This window comes from Saprospira grandis (assembly GCF_027594745.1).
GTDB classification, from domain to species: Bacteria; Bacteroidota; Bacteroidia; order Chitinophagales; family Saprospiraceae; genus Saprospira; species Saprospira grandis.
On the sequence record NZ_CP110854.1, the window covers coordinates 1,085,041 to 1,104,814 of the forward strand.

Annotated in this window: 18 protein-coding genes and 1 tRNA gene; 7 read left to right on the forward strand and 12 right to left on the reverse strand. The window is 47.4% G+C overall.

Features of this window, described 5'->3' with window-relative positions; genetic code table 11:
* Window positions 1-26: 26 nt before the first annotated feature.
* Complete coding sequence (locus tag OP864_RS04175) at window positions 27-2,486, reverse strand: TonB-dependent receptor (RefSeq protein ID WP_270100041.1); 2,460 nt, start codon at window positions 2,484-2,486, stop codon at window positions 27-29.
* Between the two features lie 471 nt (window positions 2,487-2,957).
* Window positions 2,958-4,280, reverse strand: a complete 1,323-nt coding sequence (locus OP864_RS04180) for an HTTM domain-containing protein (RefSeq protein ID WP_270100042.1) — start codon at window positions 4,278-4,280, stop codon at window positions 2,958-2,960.
* Between the two features lie 323 nt (window positions 4,281-4,603).
* Here OP864_RS04180 and OP864_RS04185 point away from each other — a divergent pair, with 323 nt between their 5' ends.
* The gene (locus tag OP864_RS04185) at window positions 4,604-5,560 is read left to right on the forward strand and encodes a DUF6089 family protein (protein WP_270100043.1); all 957 of its coding nucleotides are present in this window, start codon (window positions 4,604-4,606) and stop codon (window positions 5,558-5,560) included.
* A gap of 209 nt (window positions 5,561-5,769) precedes the next feature.
* On the opposite strand, the gene OP864_RS04190 is transcribed toward OP864_RS04185, so the two are convergent.
* Together OP864_RS04190 and OP864_RS04195 are read right to left on the reverse strand one after the other, a co-directional pair.
* Window positions 5,770-5,843: transfer RNA gene (locus OP864_RS04190), tRNA-Arg, on the reverse strand.
* A 228-nt stretch (window positions 5,844-6,071) separates the two neighbouring features.
* On the reverse strand, window positions 6,072-6,593 hold the full coding sequence (locus OP864_RS04195) for a hypothetical protein (RefSeq protein ID WP_270100044.1): 522 nt from the start codon (window positions 6,591-6,593) through the stop codon (window positions 6,072-6,074).
* A 103-nt stretch (window positions 6,594-6,696) separates the two neighbouring features.
* Here OP864_RS04195 and OP864_RS04200 point away from each other — a divergent pair, with 103 nt between their 5' ends.
* The 5 genes from OP864_RS04200 (at window position 6,697) to OP864_RS04220 (ending at window position 10,130) form a co-directional block, all read left to right on the forward strand.
* Window positions 6,697-7,152, forward strand: coding sequence for a hypothetical protein (locus tag OP864_RS04200; RefSeq protein WP_015691492.1), 456 nt, complete (start codon window positions 6,697-6,699; stop codon window positions 7,150-7,152).
* A 23-nt stretch (window positions 7,153-7,175) separates the two neighbouring features.
* Window positions 7,176-8,177 (forward strand): M14 family metallopeptidase, encoded by a 1,002-nt coding sequence (locus tag OP864_RS04205; RefSeq protein WP_270100045.1) that lies wholly within the window; start codon window positions 7,176-7,178, stop codon window positions 8,175-8,177.
* A gap of 287 nt (window positions 8,178-8,464) precedes the next feature.
* Window positions 8,465-8,803 (forward strand): 2Fe-2S iron-sulfur cluster-binding protein, encoded by a 339-nt coding sequence (locus tag OP864_RS04210; protein WP_270100046.1) that lies wholly within the window; start codon window positions 8,465-8,467, stop codon window positions 8,801-8,803.
* Window positions 8,804-8,814: 11 nt separating this feature from the next.
* Entirely contained in the window at window positions 8,815-9,054 is a 240-nt protein-coding gene (gene iscX, locus OP864_RS04215; protein ID WP_270100047.1) for a Fe-S cluster assembly protein IscX, read from the forward strand.
* A 77-nt stretch (window positions 9,055-9,131) separates the two neighbouring features.
* Complete coding sequence (locus tag OP864_RS04220; RefSeq protein WP_270100048.1) at window positions 9,132-10,130, forward strand: CobW family GTP-binding protein; 999 nt, start codon at window positions 9,132-9,134, stop codon at window positions 10,128-10,130.
* Window positions 10,131-10,405: 275 nt separating this feature from the next.
* Here OP864_RS04220 and OP864_RS04225 read toward each other — a convergent pair whose 3' ends face one another.
* The 7 genes from OP864_RS04225 to OP864_RS04255 all read right to left on the reverse strand — a co-directional run bounded on the left by OP864_RS04225 (window position 10,406) and on the right by OP864_RS04255 (window position 17,754).
* The gene (locus tag OP864_RS04225; RefSeq protein WP_270100049.1) at window positions 10,406-11,794 is read right to left on the reverse strand and encodes a dipeptidase; all 1,389 of its coding nucleotides are present in this window, start codon (window positions 11,792-11,794) and stop codon (window positions 10,406-10,408) included.
* A 268-nt stretch (window positions 11,795-12,062) separates the two neighbouring features.
* Window positions 12,063-12,962: an FkbM family methyltransferase gene (locus OP864_RS04230; RefSeq protein WP_270100050.1), complete on the reverse strand. Its 900-nt coding sequence runs from the start codon at window positions 12,960-12,962 to the stop codon at window positions 12,063-12,065.
* Window positions 12,963-12,966: 4 nt separating this feature from the next.
* Window positions 12,967-13,362: a Rid family detoxifying hydrolase gene (locus OP864_RS04235; protein ID WP_270100051.1), complete on the reverse strand. Its 396-nt coding sequence runs from the start codon at window positions 13,360-13,362 to the stop codon at window positions 12,967-12,969.
* Window positions 13,363-13,634: 272 nt separating this feature from the next.
* Window positions 13,635-15,506, reverse strand: a complete 1,872-nt coding sequence (locus OP864_RS04240) for a M61 family metallopeptidase (RefSeq protein WP_270100052.1) — start codon at window positions 15,504-15,506, stop codon at window positions 13,635-13,637.
* A gap of 205 nt (window positions 15,507-15,711) precedes the next feature.
* Window positions 15,712-16,443, reverse strand: coding sequence for a zinc ribbon domain-containing protein (locus tag OP864_RS04245; protein ID WP_270100054.1), 732 nt, complete (start codon window positions 16,441-16,443; stop codon window positions 15,712-15,714).
* Between the two features lie 80 nt (window positions 16,444-16,523).
* Complete coding sequence (locus tag OP864_RS04250; protein ID WP_270100055.1) at window positions 16,524-17,087, reverse strand: hypothetical protein; 564 nt, start codon at window positions 17,085-17,087, stop codon at window positions 16,524-16,526.
* A 10-nt stretch (window positions 17,088-17,097) separates the two neighbouring features.
* On the reverse strand, window positions 17,098-17,754 hold the full coding sequence (locus tag OP864_RS04255; RefSeq protein ID WP_270100056.1) for a hypothetical protein: 657 nt from the start codon (window positions 17,752-17,754) through the stop codon (window positions 17,098-17,100).
* A gap of 386 nt (window positions 17,755-18,140) precedes the next feature.
* Between OP864_RS04255 and recO the strand changes: the two genes are divergently transcribed.
* Window positions 18,141-18,857 carry a DNA repair protein RecO gene (recO, locus tag OP864_RS04260; protein ID WP_270100057.1) on the forward strand — a complete coding sequence of 239 codons (717 nt, stop codon included), beginning with the start codon at window positions 18,141-18,143 and terminating at the stop codon, window positions 18,855-18,857.
* Window positions 18,858-19,018: 161 nt separating this feature from the next.
* Here the strand turns inward: recO and OP864_RS04265 are convergent, their stop codons facing one another.
* Window positions 19,019-19,774 carry a glycosyltransferase family 2 protein gene (locus OP864_RS04265; RefSeq protein ID WP_015691507.1) on the reverse strand — a complete coding sequence of 252 codons (756 nt, stop codon included), beginning with the start codon at window positions 19,772-19,774 and terminating at the stop codon, window positions 19,019-19,021.

Sequence of the window (19,774 nt, forward strand, 5' to 3'; positions counted from 1 at the left end):
TCTTTCCTTCTTCTAAGGGTCTATTTCTACTTCAGCCCCAATTGCCAGCCCAAACTCAACTGAATAGAGCGCCCTTCTGCGGGTAAAATACCTGGACCAGGATAAGCCGAAGCTCTACGGCTGAAATAAGCTTTGTTCAATAGATTATTTACATTTAATCCCAAGCGCAGGGCTTTGTACTGATAACTAAAACTAGCATCCCAAACGCCATAGGCTGGAATACGGCCCAAAACCGCATTAGCCACCAGTTCCGCATTGCTGGCATCGCTAAAATGGCTGCCCGTATAAGCATATTGCAGACTAGCTTTGTAGTTTCCTAGGTAAGCCTGTAGACCCAAGCGCCAACTAATGGGCGGCACCAGCTCCAATAGTTTGCCCTGAGCAAAGGTATTGGCCGTTTTGGTATAGCGGCCATCCAAAATGGAAAAGTTGTTAAAGAACAACAGGCCCTTATCCTCTTTGATGCTTTTAAATAAGCGCAGAATATCCCATTCTATAAGGCTTTCTAGGCCCAAAACACGAGCATTTCCAATATTAGAGCGATAAGAAATGAGCTGAATTAAGTCGGGATTTTCGGGATCGGACCGACTCGTTGAAATATTCCCAATTCGATCTTGATAGGCCAAATAGAACAAAGAAAAATCAAAGCGGAGATGCCGCCCCCAACGGCCCCGAAAGCCTAAATCGGCATTAAAGCCACTTTCATCCTGCAAATCGGGATCAATGACTTGATTGGGATTGACCAAACGCAAATCATTAAAGTTGATGGCCCGATAGTTCTGTGAAATATTACTGTAAATTTCTAATTGGTCCTTGGGCCGATAACTCAAGCCAATCCCCAGCAGAAAAACAGAGCGATTGCGGCCCCGCTGCTCATAAATGGCTTCATTGCGCAAGGTATCGGCCCCCTCCGCGCTAGGCTGTACCAGCAAGTCTTGATAATAACCATCGGCTTGGGTTTGAATATATTCATAGCGCAAACCTGGCGTAATGCTCCAGCCCTTGCCCAAACTAAAGAAGTTTTCGGCAAAAGCAGCAAAGTTAAAACTAGGAAAATTATAGTCTGAATTGAGAATGCCTTTGGCAGGCTCCAAAAAGGTAAAATCGGCTCGGCTGCCTGTGCTATCGGCATTGGCTAGGCCTTGAGCTTGGGTAGTAAAGCCTTTGTAGAGGCGAAGGCCCCCCAAAAGAACGCCCATTTTTTTGGCCCCAATCTTATAGCGGTGCATGATCCGACTTTCTTGCCCAAAGTTTTGGTATTGGCCCTTAATCAGCTGTCTTGGCCCCCCATAATCTACTCGATTGATGGCTTCTAAATTGCCCAAAGATTGACGACCTGCAAAAAGCGCAAACTGCCGAAAATTAAGCTTGGTATTTTTGGCCAATCGATAATTGATATCTAAAGCCGTAATGGCCCAATCTACCCGAAACCAATTGCGGGGACGCTTAGCTTGTCGGGGATTTTGCCGAAACTCTAAATCGGTCAAGCCGCCAGGCTGCTGTGCCAGATAAGACATATAGGTTTGCTCCAAAGACAAGCTTAGCTTTTCGGTCCACTGATAATGCAAACCCAAATAGGCCGTATGCTGCTCAAAAGCAGAGTTTGGCCGCCAGCCATCGCCTCTTTTATATTGATGAAAAGCATAATAACGCAGCTTCCCTTTTTGGCCCTCCAAGCTATTAAAGCTAGCATAAAAGCCAAAAGAACCGCCCGTTTGTTGGCCCCTCCAAAGCAATTTATAATCCTTATTTCCCCGCTTCATTCTAAAGTTGAGCAAGCCGCCAAACTGCGTTCCATACTGCAAGGAAGCGGCGCCCCGAATCAACTCAATCCCTTCTAGGGCCAAAACAGGAGGCGTATAATAAGACTCTGGATAACCCAAAGCATCGGCACTAATATCATAGCCATTTTGGCGAGTGTTGAAGTTGGAACTGCGGTTGGGGCTTAGGCCGCGGCCGCCAATATTGAGCTGAATCCCCGAATTGTCATTCTCCCAAATGTTTAAGCCTGCAATTTTTGCATAGACCTGCCGGCTGTTATTGGCGGCCAAATTGCCCTGCAACTTACTCGCCTTGATGATAGAGGACTTTTTGGCGGCCCCGATCAGCATTTTGTCCCAATCTACGGCCCGAAATTGCTGCAAGCCATAATTCCCCTCTTCGGCCTGCACATAAACCGTGGGGCCCTGCCCGCCCAAAGGCTGCAAAACCACTTGCAAAACCGTATCTATAGGCAGTTGCAGCACTAAAGAGCGGCCCTGAAACCCCTCTGCATAAACATCCAGTTGATAGGGGCCAGCGGCCAAACTATCAAAGCGAAAAAAGCCCTGGGCATCGCTTTTGCTCAGGGTCGTTTTTTGGACCAAAAACAGCTCGGCCCCAGCAATGGCTTGGCCCAAACTATCTGTTAATTGGCCCTGAAGAGCCGATTGCGCTCCCGCCAAAACAGGGAGCAAAAAGAAAAAGAGATAGCCATAAAGTCGCATAAACTCCTTTTGTTTTAAATTAAACGTACTGAAGTAATAAATAGAAGTCTGCCTAGGATGTTGATTTTTTGGGGCTGCCCCTGCGGCCTACGGCCTTGGGTCGGGCTGTGTCGCAGCTCGCTATTCGCTCGGCCCTGCGCTTTTTCACTACGTTCAAAAGCTGGGTCTGGCCTTCGGCCACTGCTGTCCATCCCTCAGCCTGCGGGCCTTCGGCCCTTTTTGGCTGCAGGTTTAAACCTACAGCCACAATGGTATTGCTCCGCAATGCTAGATGAATGAGGGCTAAAGCCCTCTTAAAATTAAGGGCCGAAGAAAATGGCCAAAAGAGAAAAAGACCGTTGAGCGGCTTAGCGCTGCGGAGCGGGTGGCCCGAAGGGCCAGACCAAGGCGGCTTGCCGCCGCAGGGCCGAGCAGACCTGCGAGCCCCGCAGCATAGCGCCCCGCCGCCTGCGGCGGCGGGGAAGCCCCAAATTAGTCCCTATTAAAAGGAAGCAACCAACTGGGACTACTAAAAAGATCAGCTTTTTCTTGGGCCAAATTGACCTGAGGATCTACCAAGCGCTGGCTAGGGCGGCCATTGAGGCTAACCTGAGCGTCTAGATAAACCTCTGGGTTTTGATAGCCTTCTTCTGTTTGGTAATAATTGGCCAAATAATGGGCAAACTGCAAAAGCATATCAGGTTGATAGGCCATCATCAGCTCCTGTTTTTCATTGAGATGGTCCAGATTATTGACCCAGCTCATTTTGCCCGTTTGGCCATCGACTACCTTAAATTGGGCGTAGCCCCTTTTCTCGACCAGCATGACCATCCAAGAAAAGCGGAAGCCCTGTTCCTGCCAAAGGACATTACCTGCATAGAGATGATGTCGCAGCGGAAAAAGCGCCTGAAAAAGCAGAAAAGACAGCAAAAAATAGCGTTGAAAAGGGGGAAGAACGAGCTCTAGTTTTAATTTAGACAAAGTCAAATTAAAATTTTTAGCAAAGGTAGTAATTATTTTTTCATGAAAACGGCTAGAGAAAAAAATTGTCGTGCAGGCCATCATCAGGTAGGGAAAAATGCCGATATAGAAGAGGGCGGCGGTGGCTAGGTGGAAGCAAATGACAAAAAAGTAGGCATATTTTCGGCTTTTGGACCAAAGGAGAAAAAAGCCAATACTGAGATCGAAGGCGGCGCCAAAATAGGCAAAAATGGGGGGCAGCCAGCTCTTGCAGAGGAGAGGGCCAAAGATTGGAAAATCGGATAGTTGGCCCAGCCAGATGCGCAGAGGTTGGGCTAAAACGAGCCAATCGCTTTGCAACTTGGCCAAGCCGGCAAAAAAATAGACCAGCACAAAAAGCAGTCGGGGCGTCCAGATATATAGAGCGGGAACCTTGACCAAAGCCACCGAGATCGGATAATCTAGAGAAAAGGCGCGATGAGCGGGCAGGATCCAAAGCAGCAGGGCCAGCAAAGCGACCAGGTAGTAATGATTGAGATAATGCGTCAGGTCCAAAAGCTCTACATAAGTAAAGCAAGCAAAAAAAGTCCCGGCAGAAAGTTTATATTTATAGCCTAGGGCGATACCAAGGCCCGCGGCGGCCATCAAAAAAAAGCAGGCATAAAGGGCTGTTGCGGGCAATTCGGGCAGCCAATGCGTACCCCAAAGGCGGAAGGCAAACTGGGGTTGGATATAGAACTTATCGACCCAGCCGAGCAGCAGCATCCGGAGAGAGAGCCAGCAAGCGATCAGGCCAAAAATGATTCTGAGGCTAATGAGGGGGGCGATACTTTTGGGTTGGTCTAAAGCGAGCATAAGGATGAATTTTATGGGCGCAAAGGTAGACAATAGGAGCAAAAAAATGCTTGGGCCTAAAAAAAGAGAAAGAAAGCTCTATCTTATCTACTGAAAATAGAGAAAGCGCAATATTTCGCAATCCGTGAAATACTAGGAGCGCTTTTATTGGCGTTTTCCATAAGATCGAGGGCATCTCCCTCAGATCTTTAAGATAAAATTAACATATTTGATTTTTTCTTTTTAAAGTCAAGAGAGCCGACAAAAGTTGGTATCTTGAGCCGTACAGATGAACCACAAGACAAAACATTACCATTTCTTCACCTCTACATACTGTTAGTAGCATGCGCATAGGACTACTTAGCTTTTGTTTGCTGTTTAGCTTTGGGCTATTAAAAGCTCAAGCTGGTTATCAGCCCCCTTTTCCTTATGAAATTGGTCTTCAGATTGGGACCTCTCAATTTTTGGGTGACCTTGGTGGGCAAAGTGAGGCTGGTCGCCCATTTATTCGGGACACCGATCTCAAGGCGATTCGCCCTTTAATTGGCGCTTTTGGGCGTTGGAATATTGGCCCTTATTTTTCTGCACGTGCAGATTTGAACTACCTTCAATTGGCGGGAGATGATGCGCTTGCGGGTAGTGGATTTAGTGGCGAGACACGTTCAGAGGACCAAGCTTGGTATCGTTACTACCGTAACTTGAGTTTCCGTTCGCATGTATTTGAGGCCTCTATTGCGGGGGAATTGATTCCCTACAACTTTGAGTTGGGTGGAGGTTACCAGAGCTATAGTGTGATTTCTCCTTATGGATTTATTGGGGTAGGAATTTTCCACTTTAATCCTCAGGCGCAGTATGATGGGCAGTGGGTAGACCTACAGCCTTTGTCTACAGAGGGCCAAGGTTTGGTAGATGGTCGCACGCCTTATAGTCTTACTCAATTTAATGTGCCTTTGGGCTTTGGCGTAAAATGGAATTACAACGATCAGTGGGCGCTTTCTTTTGAGGTAAACCACCGATTGACCTTTACGGATTACATTGATGATGTTTCTGTAGACTATGTTGATCCGCAGGTCTTTTATGATAACTTTGCGCCTGAGCAAGCGGCCCTATCTGCTGCTATGGCTCGCCGCTCTGTAGAGATTGATCCGGGTATGGTCAATGGCTATGTATCGGCTCCGGGTGAGCAAAGAGGAGACCCCAAAGATAATGACTCTTATTATACGATTACCCTTCGTTTTAGCTACTTCTTTGATGCTAACTCTTTGGGTGGTGGTCGTCGTTATGGTTGTCCCGTTTGGTAGACTAAAGCCAACGATGAATTGAAATAGAAAAGCTGAGTAGGTGAACGCCTGCTCGGCTTTTTTTGTGCTCAACTCGGTATAACTTTTCCTAAAAACAAAGCAAATTTGGGCCTTTTTCCGAGAGCGCAGTAATGCGCAAAAATGGCGGATAAGTCCTTAATAGATAGGCTAAAACAAAAAAAGCAGCTAGTTTTCACTAGCTGCTTTTGTGACCCCAGCAGGACTCGAACCTGCAACCGTCTGCTTAGAAGGCAGATGCTCTATCCAGTTGAGCTATGGAGCCAACTGCAGCGCAAATATGGCAACTTTTAATCAATTGGCCAAATATTTCACCTATTTTTTTGAGCAAAGCCCCTCCCCCAGGCCCTATTGGCCCAGCGCTGCGGAGGGGTGGCCGAAGGCCAGACCAAAGCCGCCAAAGGCGGCTGCAGGGCCGAACAGCCCTGTGAGCCCCGCAGCATAGCGGCGGCCGACCGAGGCGAAGCCGAGCCGGCCGCGGGCCCCAAAATAATTATCGAACAGAAGAACGAAATACCTGCTGACCGTACTCCCAGAGAAATTTGAAGACCAAGAAAAAAAGGAAAAACGAAAGCCCAATTTGCCAAAGCTTTTGAAAAGGAAGGACCATTTTGTGCATGAGCAAAAGGAGGAGCCCCAGAGCCAAAGCAGCCGTGATGAGCAGTTCGTAGAGCTCGCCAAACCAAGGCAAGGCCTTCATTTTTAGGCCTTTTTTTCGGAGAATCATAAATACAATGACCGCCGAAATTAAGGGTAAATAATAGACGCTAAAACTTAGTTCTAATAGATTTTTTTGGTTCATCATGATGCTGTAGAGCCAAAAAACCCCAGAAATAAGGGCCGGAATAGCCGTCCCATAAACCAGCAAAGAATACATATAACCATAGGCGCTAGAAGCTGGCGATGGCCCCGAAATAATATTGAGCAATAAAGCCATAAATGGCAACAGCAAAAAGTAAAAGAAAAGGGCCACGGGGTCCTGATGAAGCAAGGCAATGAGTTCTTCGATCTGCATAATTTTGGGAATGGATTTTGGCAATACAATACTGGATTTTAAATCTAGGAATAAATCATTACTTTTGTAAACTTCCGCAGACGGAACTTAAAACTACTACAAAATGAAATCCTTAGCACTAGTATTCAGCTTTCTACTCGCAGGCTTAGGCAGCGGCCTTTTGGCCCAAAACCCTTCTGATGGCCTCCACTTTTGGAAAGTCCTGAGCAAAGTGAAGTATAAATCAAAAATTGATATCGAAAGCGGGACCCTGATCTATACGCCAGTTTTTAATAGAAGCATCAAAAAACTAGATGGCAAAGAGATCGTCCTCAAAGGTTATGTGATTCCCGCCGACCTTAGCGGAGGCCGCATGACCCTCTCGGCCTTCCCCTATAGCTCTTGCTTTTTTTGTGGAGGCGCCGGCCCCGAATCCGTTATCGAAATCGATGCAAAAACGCCCATTATCTATCGGATAGATAAACCAATCACGCTCAAAGGAAAACTCAAACTCAATAGCGAAGACCCCCTCCGCCTGATGTATATCCTCAAGGAAGCTGATTACTACGAAGGCAGTTAATGCCCGAAAAATATTAGATTGTTATGACTCAAATTTCGCGCATTCTGGGCGAACGCAGCGGCTCTGAAAAAGGGCCGCTCTTGCTTATTCTCACCCAGGTCCATGGCAACGAACCCGCCGGCTATTACGCAGTTCAAGAACTCTTTCAACGCATTGACCAAGAGTACCAAAATAAAGCAGATTTTGACTACCGAGGCCGAATTGTCGCCCTGCGGGGGAATCTGGCCGCTATTGCCTCCGGCCAACGATTTATCGATGAAGATTTTAACCGCATCTGGACCGATGAACGGGTGAAACAAATCCAAAATAGCCCCCTAGACCAACTCAAATCTCAGGAGGAAAGAGAGCTCAAAGGACTACTGGAAACTATTCAGGCCCTAATGGACCAACATCCAGATGAACAGGTCGTTTTACTCGACCTGCATACCACCACGGCCAAGGGCGGCATGTTCCTCATCCCCTCTACCGACGATAATTCTAGGGCCCTGGGCCTCAATATCCACGCCCCGCTCCTACACGGTTTTCTCGATGGCCTAGAAGGGACTATCCTGCACTATTTTCGCCAGAAAAATTTTCCCAAACATCAACTCACCTCAATCTGCTTCGAGGCCGGCCAACACGATAGCCTCTCTTCTGTAGGCCATGCCGTTTCCGCCATCATCCAATGCTTTACCGCTATGGGGGGCTTCTATGCCGCAGATATCGAAATGAAACACGAACTCCGCCTGAGCGAAGAAAATCAAGGACTGCCCAAAGAAGGCCGCCTAGCCTACTGCCACCGCATCCATCAAGGCGATAACTTTAAAATGCGCAGCGATAAAATTTATCGCAATTTTGACCCCATTTATAAAGGAGAATTGCTGGCCGAAGATAAAAATGGCCCCATCTACTCCCCCCTCGATGGCCTCATCCTCATGCCGCTCTACCAAAAACAAGGCAATGACGGCTTCTTTATCATTGAAGACCTAGACCTCTCTGCCCCCAAATTGGGCCGAAAAATTCCAAAAACTATTCTCAACGCCTAACTGCCGCAAGTTTAACCCCAGAAAAGAACTATTTTGATTTAGTCTTGTTAACTTTGCGCCTCTAAGAGGAAAAAACTAATCCTGCCGATCTTTTGGGGCCTCAGCTGCGCTGCGCTTGCTGCGCTACGTTTCGGGGCTCGCAAGCCTGCTCGGCCCTGCGCTGCCAAAGGCAGCTTGGTCTGGCCTGACGGCCACCCCTACACATCGCTAGGCCATCTGGCCTGACGGCCAAGGCGGCTGCGCCGCCTATCCATTCATACCACAAAAAATATTTGATCCGCTACAATATGGCTATCGTAAAATTTATTTTTGAAGATCCCAATATTCCCCCCAAGGAACTAGAAGCCAGCCTAGGCGATAATATCTCCGAATTGGCTGATGATAACGACATTCATATCAACCATAACTGTGGCCGCGTCTGCGCCTGTAGTACCTGCCACGTCTATATTGAAGAAGGCGAAGATAGCCTTCCCGAAATCTCGGACCGAGAAGAGGACTTTATTGATAGAGCCCTAGATCCACGCATCGAGTCTAGACTCGCCTGCCAGTGCATTATCCAAGAAGATGATGCCGTTATCGAGGTCTTGGTCCCCGACCAAGCCCGCATTATTGGACATGAACACTAAATTGAGATATCATGAGTTTTGAACTTGACCTTCCTATCCATTGGACCGATTATGAAGATATCGCCATGGGCCTTTATGATAAATTTGGAGACGATTTTACCGAGTCTAAAATTTATCGCATCCGCTTTACAGACCTCATCGAATGGGTGCTGGACCTGCCCAACTTTGTGGGCAAACGCGAAGATTGTAATGAGGGCCACCTCGAGCAAATTCAAGCAAAATGGGTCTACGAATGGAGAGATAACCAATAAAATAAAAAAGGCTACAGCTATTCGCTGTGGCCTTTTCTGCCCATTTAGCACTCCTCTGATTGATAAAAAATACAATTATGGATAAACGCATTCCAGTAACTATTATTACGGGCTTTTTGGGCAGCGGAAAAACGACCCTGCTCAACGAACTCATCCAACGCTATCCCGAGAAAAAGCTCGCCATTATTGAAAATGAATTTGGCGAATTAGGCATCGACCAAGATTTGGTGGTCCGTGGAGAAGACCAAATCTTTGAACTCTCTAATGGCTGTATTTGCTGCAGCCTCAATGATGAATTGGTCGATACCCTGGCCAAACTCCTCAATGGAAATTACGAATTTGACCAGCTCGTTATTGAAACCACTGGCATAGCCGAACCCGATGCTATCGCCGCCGCCTTTGTGGCCGATGCCTCGGTCCAAGCCTATTTTCAACTAGATGCGGTCATCTGCCTAGCCGATGCCCAATATACCCTAGACAGCCTAGCAGAAAGAGAAGAAGCCAAACGCCAACTCGCCTTTGCCGACCTCATTTTGCTCAATAAAAAGTCTAGCGTTTCCGCAGAACAATTGGAACAAACCAAAGCAGGCCTCAAAAAGCTCAACCCCCTAGCCGAAATCATTGAGGCCGATTATGGCAAAACAGAACGCAATCTTTTGGACCTACAAGCCTATGCTTTTGCTACGGTAGAAGAAAAACTCAAGGCCCAACATCAACCCAAAGCTTGCAGCCATGGCAGCCATCATCACCATCATCATGAGCAAGGCGAATTAGTGACGCATAGCTTTATTTTTGACCAGCCCTTTGACCTGCTCAAGCTTCGGCATTGGCTGCAAGTACTGCTCATGCTACAAGGAGAAGGCATTTATCGAGTGAAGGGCGTCCTTTGGGTGCAATGGCAGGATAAAAAAATGGTCCTGCAATCGGTCCGAAAATCTTTTGCCCTCCAATTGGGCGAGGACTGGCCCGAAGGCAAACCCCGCCAAAGCCGAATTGTCTTTATTGGCAAAAATCTACGCAAGGATATTCTAGAGAAAAGCCTCAAACAATTGCTGGCCCTAGAAACTAGCTTTTAAATAGAAAAGGCCCAGAACTCGATGTTCTGGGCCTTTCTTTTGGATGGAGCAGGGCGCGAAGCGCCCGCAGGCTGAGCTGCCGAAGCAGGGCCGCCGAAGGCGGCAGACCAAAGCGCTGAAAGCGCTGCAGGGCCGAGCAAACCTGCGAGCTGCGAAGGGAGCGACCCGACCGATAATTCATGAGGGTTTTAACCCTCATTTTGTAGCGCTTCGCAAAGCGATACCGCTTTGCGCTGGGTTTCAAGCCGGCGGAGGGGCAGCCCCAAAAAAAGATCCTAAGCCTCCTTCATCGCACGGAAATGCTCATAGAAATAAGGCAAGGTTTCGATCCCTTTGAAGTAATTAAATACCCCAAAATGCTCATTGGGCGAGTGAATGGCGTCGGTGTCTAGACCAAAGCCCATCATGACCGTTTTGGCGCCTAAAATCTCCTCAAAAAGAGCCACAATCGGAATACTTCCGCCCGCTCTGAGGGGAATGGGCCGCTTGCCAAAGGTTTGCTCATAGGCCTTGGCCGCCGCCTGAAACTCAATGCCATCGGTGGGCGTCAAAACAGGCTCTCCACCATGATGAGGAGTCACCACCACCTTGACCGAAGCAGGCGCAAGGGCCTCAAAATGCTTTTTAAATAGGGCCGTGATTTGCTCAGAACTTTGGTTGGGCACCAAACGCATAGAAATTTTGGCATAGGCTTTTGAAGGCAAAACCGTTTTGGCTCCTTCACCAATATAACCGCCCCAAATACCGTTCACATCAAGGGTTGGGCGAATAGAAGCCCGCTCCATAGTCGAGAATCCAGCCTCTCCAGCCACCTCATCAATGCCCAATTTAGCCTTATAATCAGCCAAATCGAAAGGCGCCTTGGCCATAGCCTCCCGCTCTTCCGCAGAGACCTCCAAAACATCATCATAAAAGCCCTCTACCGTAATTCGGCCCTCCTCATCTTGCAAAGAAGCAATCATTTTAGCCAAAATATTGATAGGATTAGCCACAGCGCCCCCATAAGTGCCCGAATGCAAATCGCGATTTGGACCCGTCACTTCCACTTCCACATAGCTCAATCCACGCAAACCAGAAGTCATAGAAGGACTCTCATTGCCCAACATAGAAGTATCGGAAATCAGGATGACATCACAGGCCAAACGCTCCTGATTTTCACGCATAAAAGGACCCAAATTTGGCGAACCAACTTCCTCTTCGCCCTCTAGCATAAACTTGATATTGCAATACATTTTTTGCTCCCGCATCATGTACTCAAACGCCTTGACATGCATGTACATCTGCCCCTTATCATCACAGGCTCCACGGGCAAAAATAGCCCCCTCAGGATGACGGTCAGTGGTCTTAATAATGGGCTCAAAAGGTCCAGATTCCCAAAGCTCAATGGGGTCGGGCGGCTGCACATCATAATGGCCATAGACCAAAACCGTAGGCCAGCTGGGGTCCATAATTTTCTCGGCATAAACAATGGGATGGCCCGCTGTGGGACAAATTTCCACGCTATCCACTCCCGCCTCTAAGAGCTTGATTTTCAAAAACTCCGCAGCCGAAAGCATATCTTTTTTATATGCAGAATCGGCACTCACTGAAGGAATCCGCAAAAGAGCCATCAACTCCTCTAACAAACGGTCCTTATCCTTTTCAATAAATTGTTTTACAGACATAAGTTGTTGTTGTTTTTCTATTTTTTTTGGGGCTGCCCCTTCCGCCGGGTTAAAACCCAGCGCAAAGCGGTATCGCTTTGCGAAGCAATACAAAATGAGGGTTAAAACCCTCATGAATTATCGGTCGGGTCGGGCTGTGTCGCAGCTCGCTGATCGCTCGGCCCTGCGCTTTTTCGCTACGCTCAAAAGCTAGGTCTGGCCTTCGGCCACTGCTGTCCATCCCTCAGCCTGCGGGCGCTTCGCGCCCTGTCCCCTGCAATTGGACCAATTAGGCCTTCACAAAGACAATATTATCCGAGTCTTCCCCCTTCCGCTGAAGGTAATCTTCTACCGAGCTATTTAGCCGCTCCAAATGGCCCGACGAGCAGATAATATGGGGAAAATAAGCCAGCTCCGCCAAAAGTGATTGGGCCGCCAAATGCGGAGCATTATCGCGGCTAGCGGCCAAATACTCCATAGCAATTTTGGGCGAATGAGCGCTCAAAAACGCCTTGGCCCCAGCCAAAACCTCATATTCGGCCCCTTCCACATCAATTTTAATTAATTTGGGCCGAAAAGCGCTGGGCTGCAGGTAATCATCTAGGCAAACGGCCTCAATATCGTGCACCTTGGGCGGGTCTTGGGCAAACCAATCTTCGCCTTCAAACTGCTCTAAATGTAGGCTGTTATACTCAGAATGTTTGTTGCTAAACTCATAAAATTTTAGGATAGCCGCTTTTTGGGCCACTGCCTTATTATTCGGCTTCAGTTGAGGAAGCTCGGTGGCATTTTGGGCCAAAATTCTAAAGGTGGTCGAGGCCGCCTCAAAGGCTTGTACCTGGCCCTTGGGCCCCACCAAATGAGCGGCCAGCAGACTAAAGTAGCCATAATGCGCCCCTATATCCAAAAACTGATCTTCGGCCTTTAGCTCTTGGATGAGCCAACGAGCTAGGCGAATTTCAGAATCATGCGTTTTTCCTCCCGTCAGATAAATATCCAAACTAGCGGGCAGCAGCAACTGCATCTTTTGGCCCCAGAAGGTATCGGCTTGCACCGCCCATTCTCCCTTTGGAAAAAGCCGTCTGCGCAATTGGGCCAAAATATAGCCCAAAGGACGTTTTTGCAGGCGTTTCCATTTGCTAGCTTGGGCCAAATTGGCCACTTCTTGCAATTGTTCTAGAATGTTCATTGCGCTATTTCTCTTGGGGGTAAGCAGCAAAGGCAGAAATCTCGACCCGTACATCCTTGGGCAGACGGCTCACTTGCACGGCCTCTCTAGCCGGAGGCGCAATGCCTTCAAAATAGCTAGCATAAACCTCATTGATGGCCGCATAATCATTCATATCCTTCATGAAGATGCTACATTTTACGAGCTGTTCTGGACCAAGACCAGCTTCGGCCAGTACCGCCAGCATATTATTCATTACCTGTTTGGTCTCCTCTTGGATCGTTCCATGCACCTTAAGTTCTTGAGTAGCGGGATCAATCGCAATTTGGCCAGAAAGAAACAAAAAGCCATTGGCCGCAACGGCTTGGCTATAGGGGCCCACTGCCGCAGGCGCTTGATCGGTATGGATAATTTTTTTCATTTTCTTAGTTATCATTGGTAGAAGCGAAAGATAAGGAAGTTGAGGCAAGCTGCAAAAGTTTTTGGTCCAGATAGGCGGCAAAGCCGCCTGCGAGCGAAGACTTGGCTCAATAGGCTTTTTTCGCTAGGTTAAAACCCAGCGCAACAAAGGTATCGCTTTGCGATGACTTATAAATGAGGGTTGAAACCCTCATGAATTTAGCGGCCGCCCCAAATTGAAGGGCGGCCGCGGGCCCCAAAGCAAAAAAAAGAGGACCGTAGTCCTCCCTTTTCTTATCTAATTTGTGGTTCGAGCCAGCGTTTGAAACGCTTTTCCTGTTCCTCCGTCATCTTCTCTTTAATCTTGAAGACATGTTTTTTCATCATTTTGATTTTGGCGATTTCGGTCTCCAAAGTCATTTCCTTGTAATTGCCTTCGCCATCGGGGCGGAGAATGCGAATTTCTAGCGGGTCGCCTACTTTGAGGCCCTGCATATAGGCAAATAGGATAGCCGAAGCAGTTTTGGGCGTAAAGCTTTTATCGTTCCAAGACAGGATCACATCGCCATTTTTGAGGCCCATATATTTGCTCCCAAACTCATCGAGTTTTTCGGCTTTGGCCATATAAAAACGGCCAAGTGTATCGGTGCGGAGAGCGCCATTTTCTAGCCCGCCTAGGGGAGACATTTCTAGCACAGGGGCCTCCTTAAAGTACTCTACGCCATAAGGCTCTAGAAACTTATTATAATCCAGCATTTCAGTACCTTCCACATACTTATCAAAGAACTTTTGGAGCTGCGGAAAGCCTGTAATTTCGATAATTTTATCGTAGAGCTCTACATCTTGGAAAGGATTATCTTGGCCATAATAGGCAGAGAGATCGCGAAGGAGCATCGTTAGATCGTATTGTCCTTCCGAGAGGCGAATCAGTTCTAGGTCAAAGCACATAGCCGTTAGTGCCCCCTTATAATAGATATTATTGTATTGGCTATTAAAGCCTTTTTCGAGGCACTTCTTACTCATTTCGGCTAGGGGAATACCCGCCTTATAGCGAGTAGAAGTTTGCACCTTTTCGCAGAGTTTGTCCATAAACTCCTCCTGTGTTTTCAGGCCATAGCGGCACTGCATATGGTGGGCCATATACTCCACCACCCCTTCATACAGCCAAAGATGCTTAGACATTTTGGGGTTCATATAATTAAAATTGTAAATCTCCTCTGATTGGATATAGAGAGGCGTTACAATATGGAAAAACTCATGAGAGGCAATGTTTACCACCAGCTCGCCAATGCGATCTACTTTTTCCTCGGCTAGGCAGAACATAGAAGAGCGGGGATGCTCTAGGGCACCAATAGAGCCCGAGGGGTAGCCATTGGGCGAAAGGTAGATCAGAAAATGGTAGCGATCTACGGGAAGCATATTGCCCAAATATTTATTTTGGGCCTCTAGCATAGGGCGGATTTTATCGGCAATATCTTTAGCCGTTGCCTTTTTATTGGGCGAGTAGACCGAAATTTGGATATCTCCATAGCCCAATTTAAAATTGACCGTATCGGGATTACTGTAGAGAATGGGCGCATCGACTAGGTCGCCATAATCAGATGCGCGAAAAATATCGGTATCAAAATCGCCACCCGTTCTGCGCAAAGACGTACTGGCATAAAAATCATTGGGGCGATTGAAGGTCAGTTCAAACTTAAGTTTCTCTTTATCCTCAAAAAAGCCAAAGAGTCCGTTATTATTGATAAAAAAGACCTTACCTGCCTCAAAGTTGGTACAGGCGGGCTCAAAGAGGGGCTCTTTTAGTTTGGCATCCCAGATATCTTCTACCAGATAGGTAATTTTTTCTAGGCGTTTGGCTTTTTTGATTTTCCAGGTATTCTTATCAATACGATTCACCTTGAGTTTTTTGCCTCGGCTATCAAAGGCTTCTAGGTTATTGATAAACTGGCCGTAATCATGAATTTCGTAAGTTCCGGGAATGATTCGGGGAAAGTAGAAAGTCACCTCATCTTTGGGGACCGAACTAGGCACCTGCAGGCTTACCTTTACTTGGTCCGCAATGACTTCATTGAGGTCTACTTCGTACTTATAAATATCATCATCTTGCGCCATTAGGCCCAGACTCCCAAAAAAGAGCAATAGGGCAGTAAAGAGCTTGTTCATAAAAATTTGTTTTTAGTGAATGGAGCATCCATTCAGACAAAATTAGGTATGTTATAGGTCTGTTAATAGAGGAGATAAGAAGTCAAATAAAATACTAAAACTGGGCTATATCTCTTGGCTTTTTCGCCTAAAGCTTTAGTTTTTTAGACTGAGTTAGGTTCCTCTTCTTTTAGCTAGGCAATTAATAAACCAAAATTAACCGCATTTAGGACAAAAGCGCCAAGCGTTTAAAGAGGAAGTAGAGGTTGAGGTTGAGTTCGGCCTGAACGTCAAAGACTTGCCCATTAATGTATAAAATCTGTTTTTTCAGTTGCAGCTCGGCTTGTAGGCTAAAGCGGGCGCTACGGCCTTGGCTCATTGATTGCCGCCAATATAGGCCTTTGGGCGTAAGAATAAACCCTCTGCGGCCCAATTGTCGCATAGAGGGGTCTAAAAAGAAGAGAAGTTCTTCTTGGCCTAGGGCCGAAAAGAATTTTCGGCCAGCTGTTTTCAGTTTTTTGGGCCAATCTATGGCCTGCCAACTATGAGCATAGGGCAATTTATCGCTTTGTAGGTAATTGGCGATTAATGTCCTGAGGTTACAGCTTTCGCCTCTTTGCATTTGTTGGTAGCTCTGTAGGCTTTGAGGCAGGGCTTGGGGCAGCTGCTCTCGACCTTCTTGCAAAAAGTAGGCTTCGGCCCAAGTTCTAAACTGCCAATCTATTTCTTCACTAATGGCCCGAAGTTCTTCTTGCTGGCTGGGGTCTTGTTGCTCTATCCAGTAGGCCAATTGCAAGAGGCGCTCTTCTAAATAGCGTAGCCGAAAGCCATCTTCTTGGCCCAAATCCACGGCCTTTAGGCCCAAATCCCGCCCTTCTTGCTGCATATATAAGAAAAAGGCCCCTTTGAGCTGCTGAGGCAGCCGGGCCAAATCTCTAAAATCTATGGGCCATTGCATGCCCCCGCAGAGTGAACAAAAACGACTGCGGGCGGGCAATTCGGCCTGACAATGTATGCAGCTTTGCGCCATAATTCTCTTTAGGGCATTTTAGCAATAGCCTGCTGTAGGTCCTCATATCCTTTTTTGAGGTGCAGGTCTTCGGTTAAATGTTCGGCCAAAAATTGGGCGTATTCTTCGGCCTTGGGTTTTTCGCCTCGATAATAAGCAATATGGGCCAAATTGAGGTAAGACATGGCTTTTTCGGCCTTTCTGCGCATCCCCAAATCAATGGCTTGCAACAATTGCTGCTCGCCTTTTTCCAAAAGCGCAAAGCGCTCTTTTTGGTCCAGCCCTTTTTCTTGGCTCTTATAAATGGCGATTAGGCCCTGACAAAAAAAGTAGTAGGCCCGATGAGAAGCCAATAACCAATCAACTTTATGCGTGGCCGCCAAGTACTTTTCTGCCTGCTCTATTTTGCCCGCTTTCAAAGCAAAAAGCGCCCCATTGATATGACCAAATAGAAAATAACCCAAAAGCAGCAAAATGGCAAATCCCCAACTCAAAATACTCACAGTAGGCCCAAAATCTAATAGCATGGCCACAATCCCCGCCGCAAATAGCGAGAAGATGAGGATAAAACGCAATCTCGGATTAAAAAACATATACTTTATTTTATCGGCGTTTTCCTCCTCTTTTCATATAGCCTTGCATCTGCCCTTTCATGCCACCACGTCCGCCTTTCATGGCCTGCCGCTGCATCTGATGCTGCCCTTTCAACATCAAATCAATCTCTTTGATGTTCTCTTTGACCTGCGGATTGTTGATGTTCAATTTCTTGGCCGTCTCCAAGTACTCTTTCATTTTCATCACATAAGGGCGACGTTGCGTTTCCGTGGTCATTTTTTGCGCATACATGCCCTGCACATTAATGAGCTGTAAATAAAGCATCCCCCGAATATCATCAGGTAGGTCCAATTTCATGGCCTTATTGGCCAATTTTTCACACTTTTTGGTCTCGCCTTTCTGCAATGCCAAACCCGAACGAATGAAGTAGTACATCCCATGATAACCAAATTGCAACCACTCTGGCTTAAACGTATAGGCCAACACTTTTTCGGCCCCCTCGGTATCGCCAATCTGCATTTTCATGGCCGCCGCATTTACGGTACCAATCAAAAAGTGCTTGACCAACAAAACAATAACGACCAACAAAGGCATCCAAGCCCAGGCAAAACCCACTGTCGGCCAAAGCCCTAGGGTCAAGGCCAAACAGGCAAAAAACAAAATTAGCTGTCGCTGAAAAGTGAAAAATTGAATGAAGGATAACATATTTCTCGTTTTACTATTTTCGTTAAGTGCCGCAAAGATACGAAAGCTTGGGCGCAGGACTGCTTTTTTTTTATTTTTTTGTCTGCTCCCCATTTTATAACTTTATTTTGATCTAGTTTTGGGGCTGCCCCTTCCGCTAGGTTGAAACCCAGCGCAAAGCGGTATCGCTTTGCGAAGCTACACAAAATGAGGGTTGAAACCCTCATGAATTATCGGTCGGGTCGGGCTGTGTCGTGGCTCGCAGGTCTGCTCGGCCCTGCAGTTTTTTCGCTACGCTCAAAAACTTGGGTCTGCGGCTGCGCCGCACCACTTTCCATCCCTCAGCCTGCGGGCGCTTCGCGCCCTGCTAAACGCAAATTATCTCCTTTTGGACCAAATTTCCATTTATGCTCAAACAAATTGAAGGCCTAGTGCTGCGCACGGTAGATTATAGCGAGAGTAGCGTCATCTGCGATCTATTTAGCCGAGAACTGGGCCGCCGCTCTTATATGGTGCATGGCGTCCGCAAGCCCAAAGCCAAAATTACCAAGGCCCTTTTGCGGCCCATGTCTTGGGTAGAATTAGTGGTTTACCATAATGAGGAGCGAGACCTCAATAAGGTTAAGGAGATTCGGCCTAGTTACATCTACCAAATCATTCCCTTTGATATTGCCCGCTCTAATATGGCCCTTTTTATGGTGGAGCTGGCCCAAAGAGGCCTACAAGAAGAGGGACCACAAGAGGAGCTTTATAATTTTTTGTGGGTTTACTTTAATCAGTTGGACCAAAAAGAGAGTCCCGCCTGGGCCAATTTACATCTGCATTTTATGGTCCATTTTGCGGCAGAATTGGGCTTTTGCCCCAGCCCTAGCTCCGCCCCCATTTTTGATTATAAAGAGGGAGAATTTGTACAAGAAAAACCCTTGCACCCCTATCATTTTGATGAAGAAAGCAGCCAGATTTTGGACCAACTCCTGCGTTTGAGTCGGCATCAATTGGCAGCGCTAAAGCTCAACCGCATCAAGCGGCAACATTTTATTGAGCAAATGATTTTATTTTATCGCTATCATTTGCCCAATTTTCAGCTCAAAAGTTGGGAGGTCCTCAAACAGATTATGGGCTAAATTGCGTTTTAGCTCGAGGCCCGAAGGGCCTCTTTTTTGGCCTAGCGATGCGGCGGGGTGGCCCGAAGGGCCAGACCAAGGAGCCGCAGGCGACGAAGGGCCGAGCAAGCCTGCGAGCCCCAAAGCGTAGCGCCCGCCGAAGGCGGGAGGCCCCAAAACAGTTAATGTCCCCTTTTTTCCATAAGGATCACATAGCGCATAAATACGCCCCAGGCCAGTAATTTGCAGACGATAAAGCCCACTTTGCCGTCGCGGAAACCCTGTTGAATGATGTAGTGCTTGAAGAAGCGGAAAGCGGGTTTGAGGTAGAGGTGGAAAAAGCCCACTTTGGGGGTTTTGCTAGCATAATCGCCGGCGGACCAATGGGCGTAGCGCTCCATTTTGGCCATAAAATGGCGCATACTTTTGAAGGTATAGTGCAAAAGGCGGCCCTTTAGCCAAGCGACTTTTCCCTTAGTGATAATTTCGGCATGCACCTCTTTTTCTTCATAGCGGCAAAGGTCGCGTTTAAAAAAGCGGATGACGGCATCATTTTGCCAGCCTGAAAAGCGGACCGCCTGTCCCATAAAATGGTTATCGCGGCCCATCCAGTAGGCAATAGGTCCTTGGGGGTCTTCGGCTTGGCTCATAATGGCCTTAATTTCGGCGACTAGATTTTCGCTAGGGCGTTCATCGGCATCTAGCAGCAGGATCCATTCATTTTTGGCTTGGGGAATCGCCCAATTTTTCTGGCTAGCCGAATTGCCATATTCTCTTTGAATAATTCGGGCGCCGGCTTTTTGGGCCAGGGCCAGGGTATCGTCCGTACTAAAAGAATCGACGACCAGCAGCTCATCGGCCCAGCTGACCAAAGGCAATAACTCTCGGAGATTATCGGCTTCGTTGAAAGTGGGAATCAGTACAGTAAGCGGGCGCAT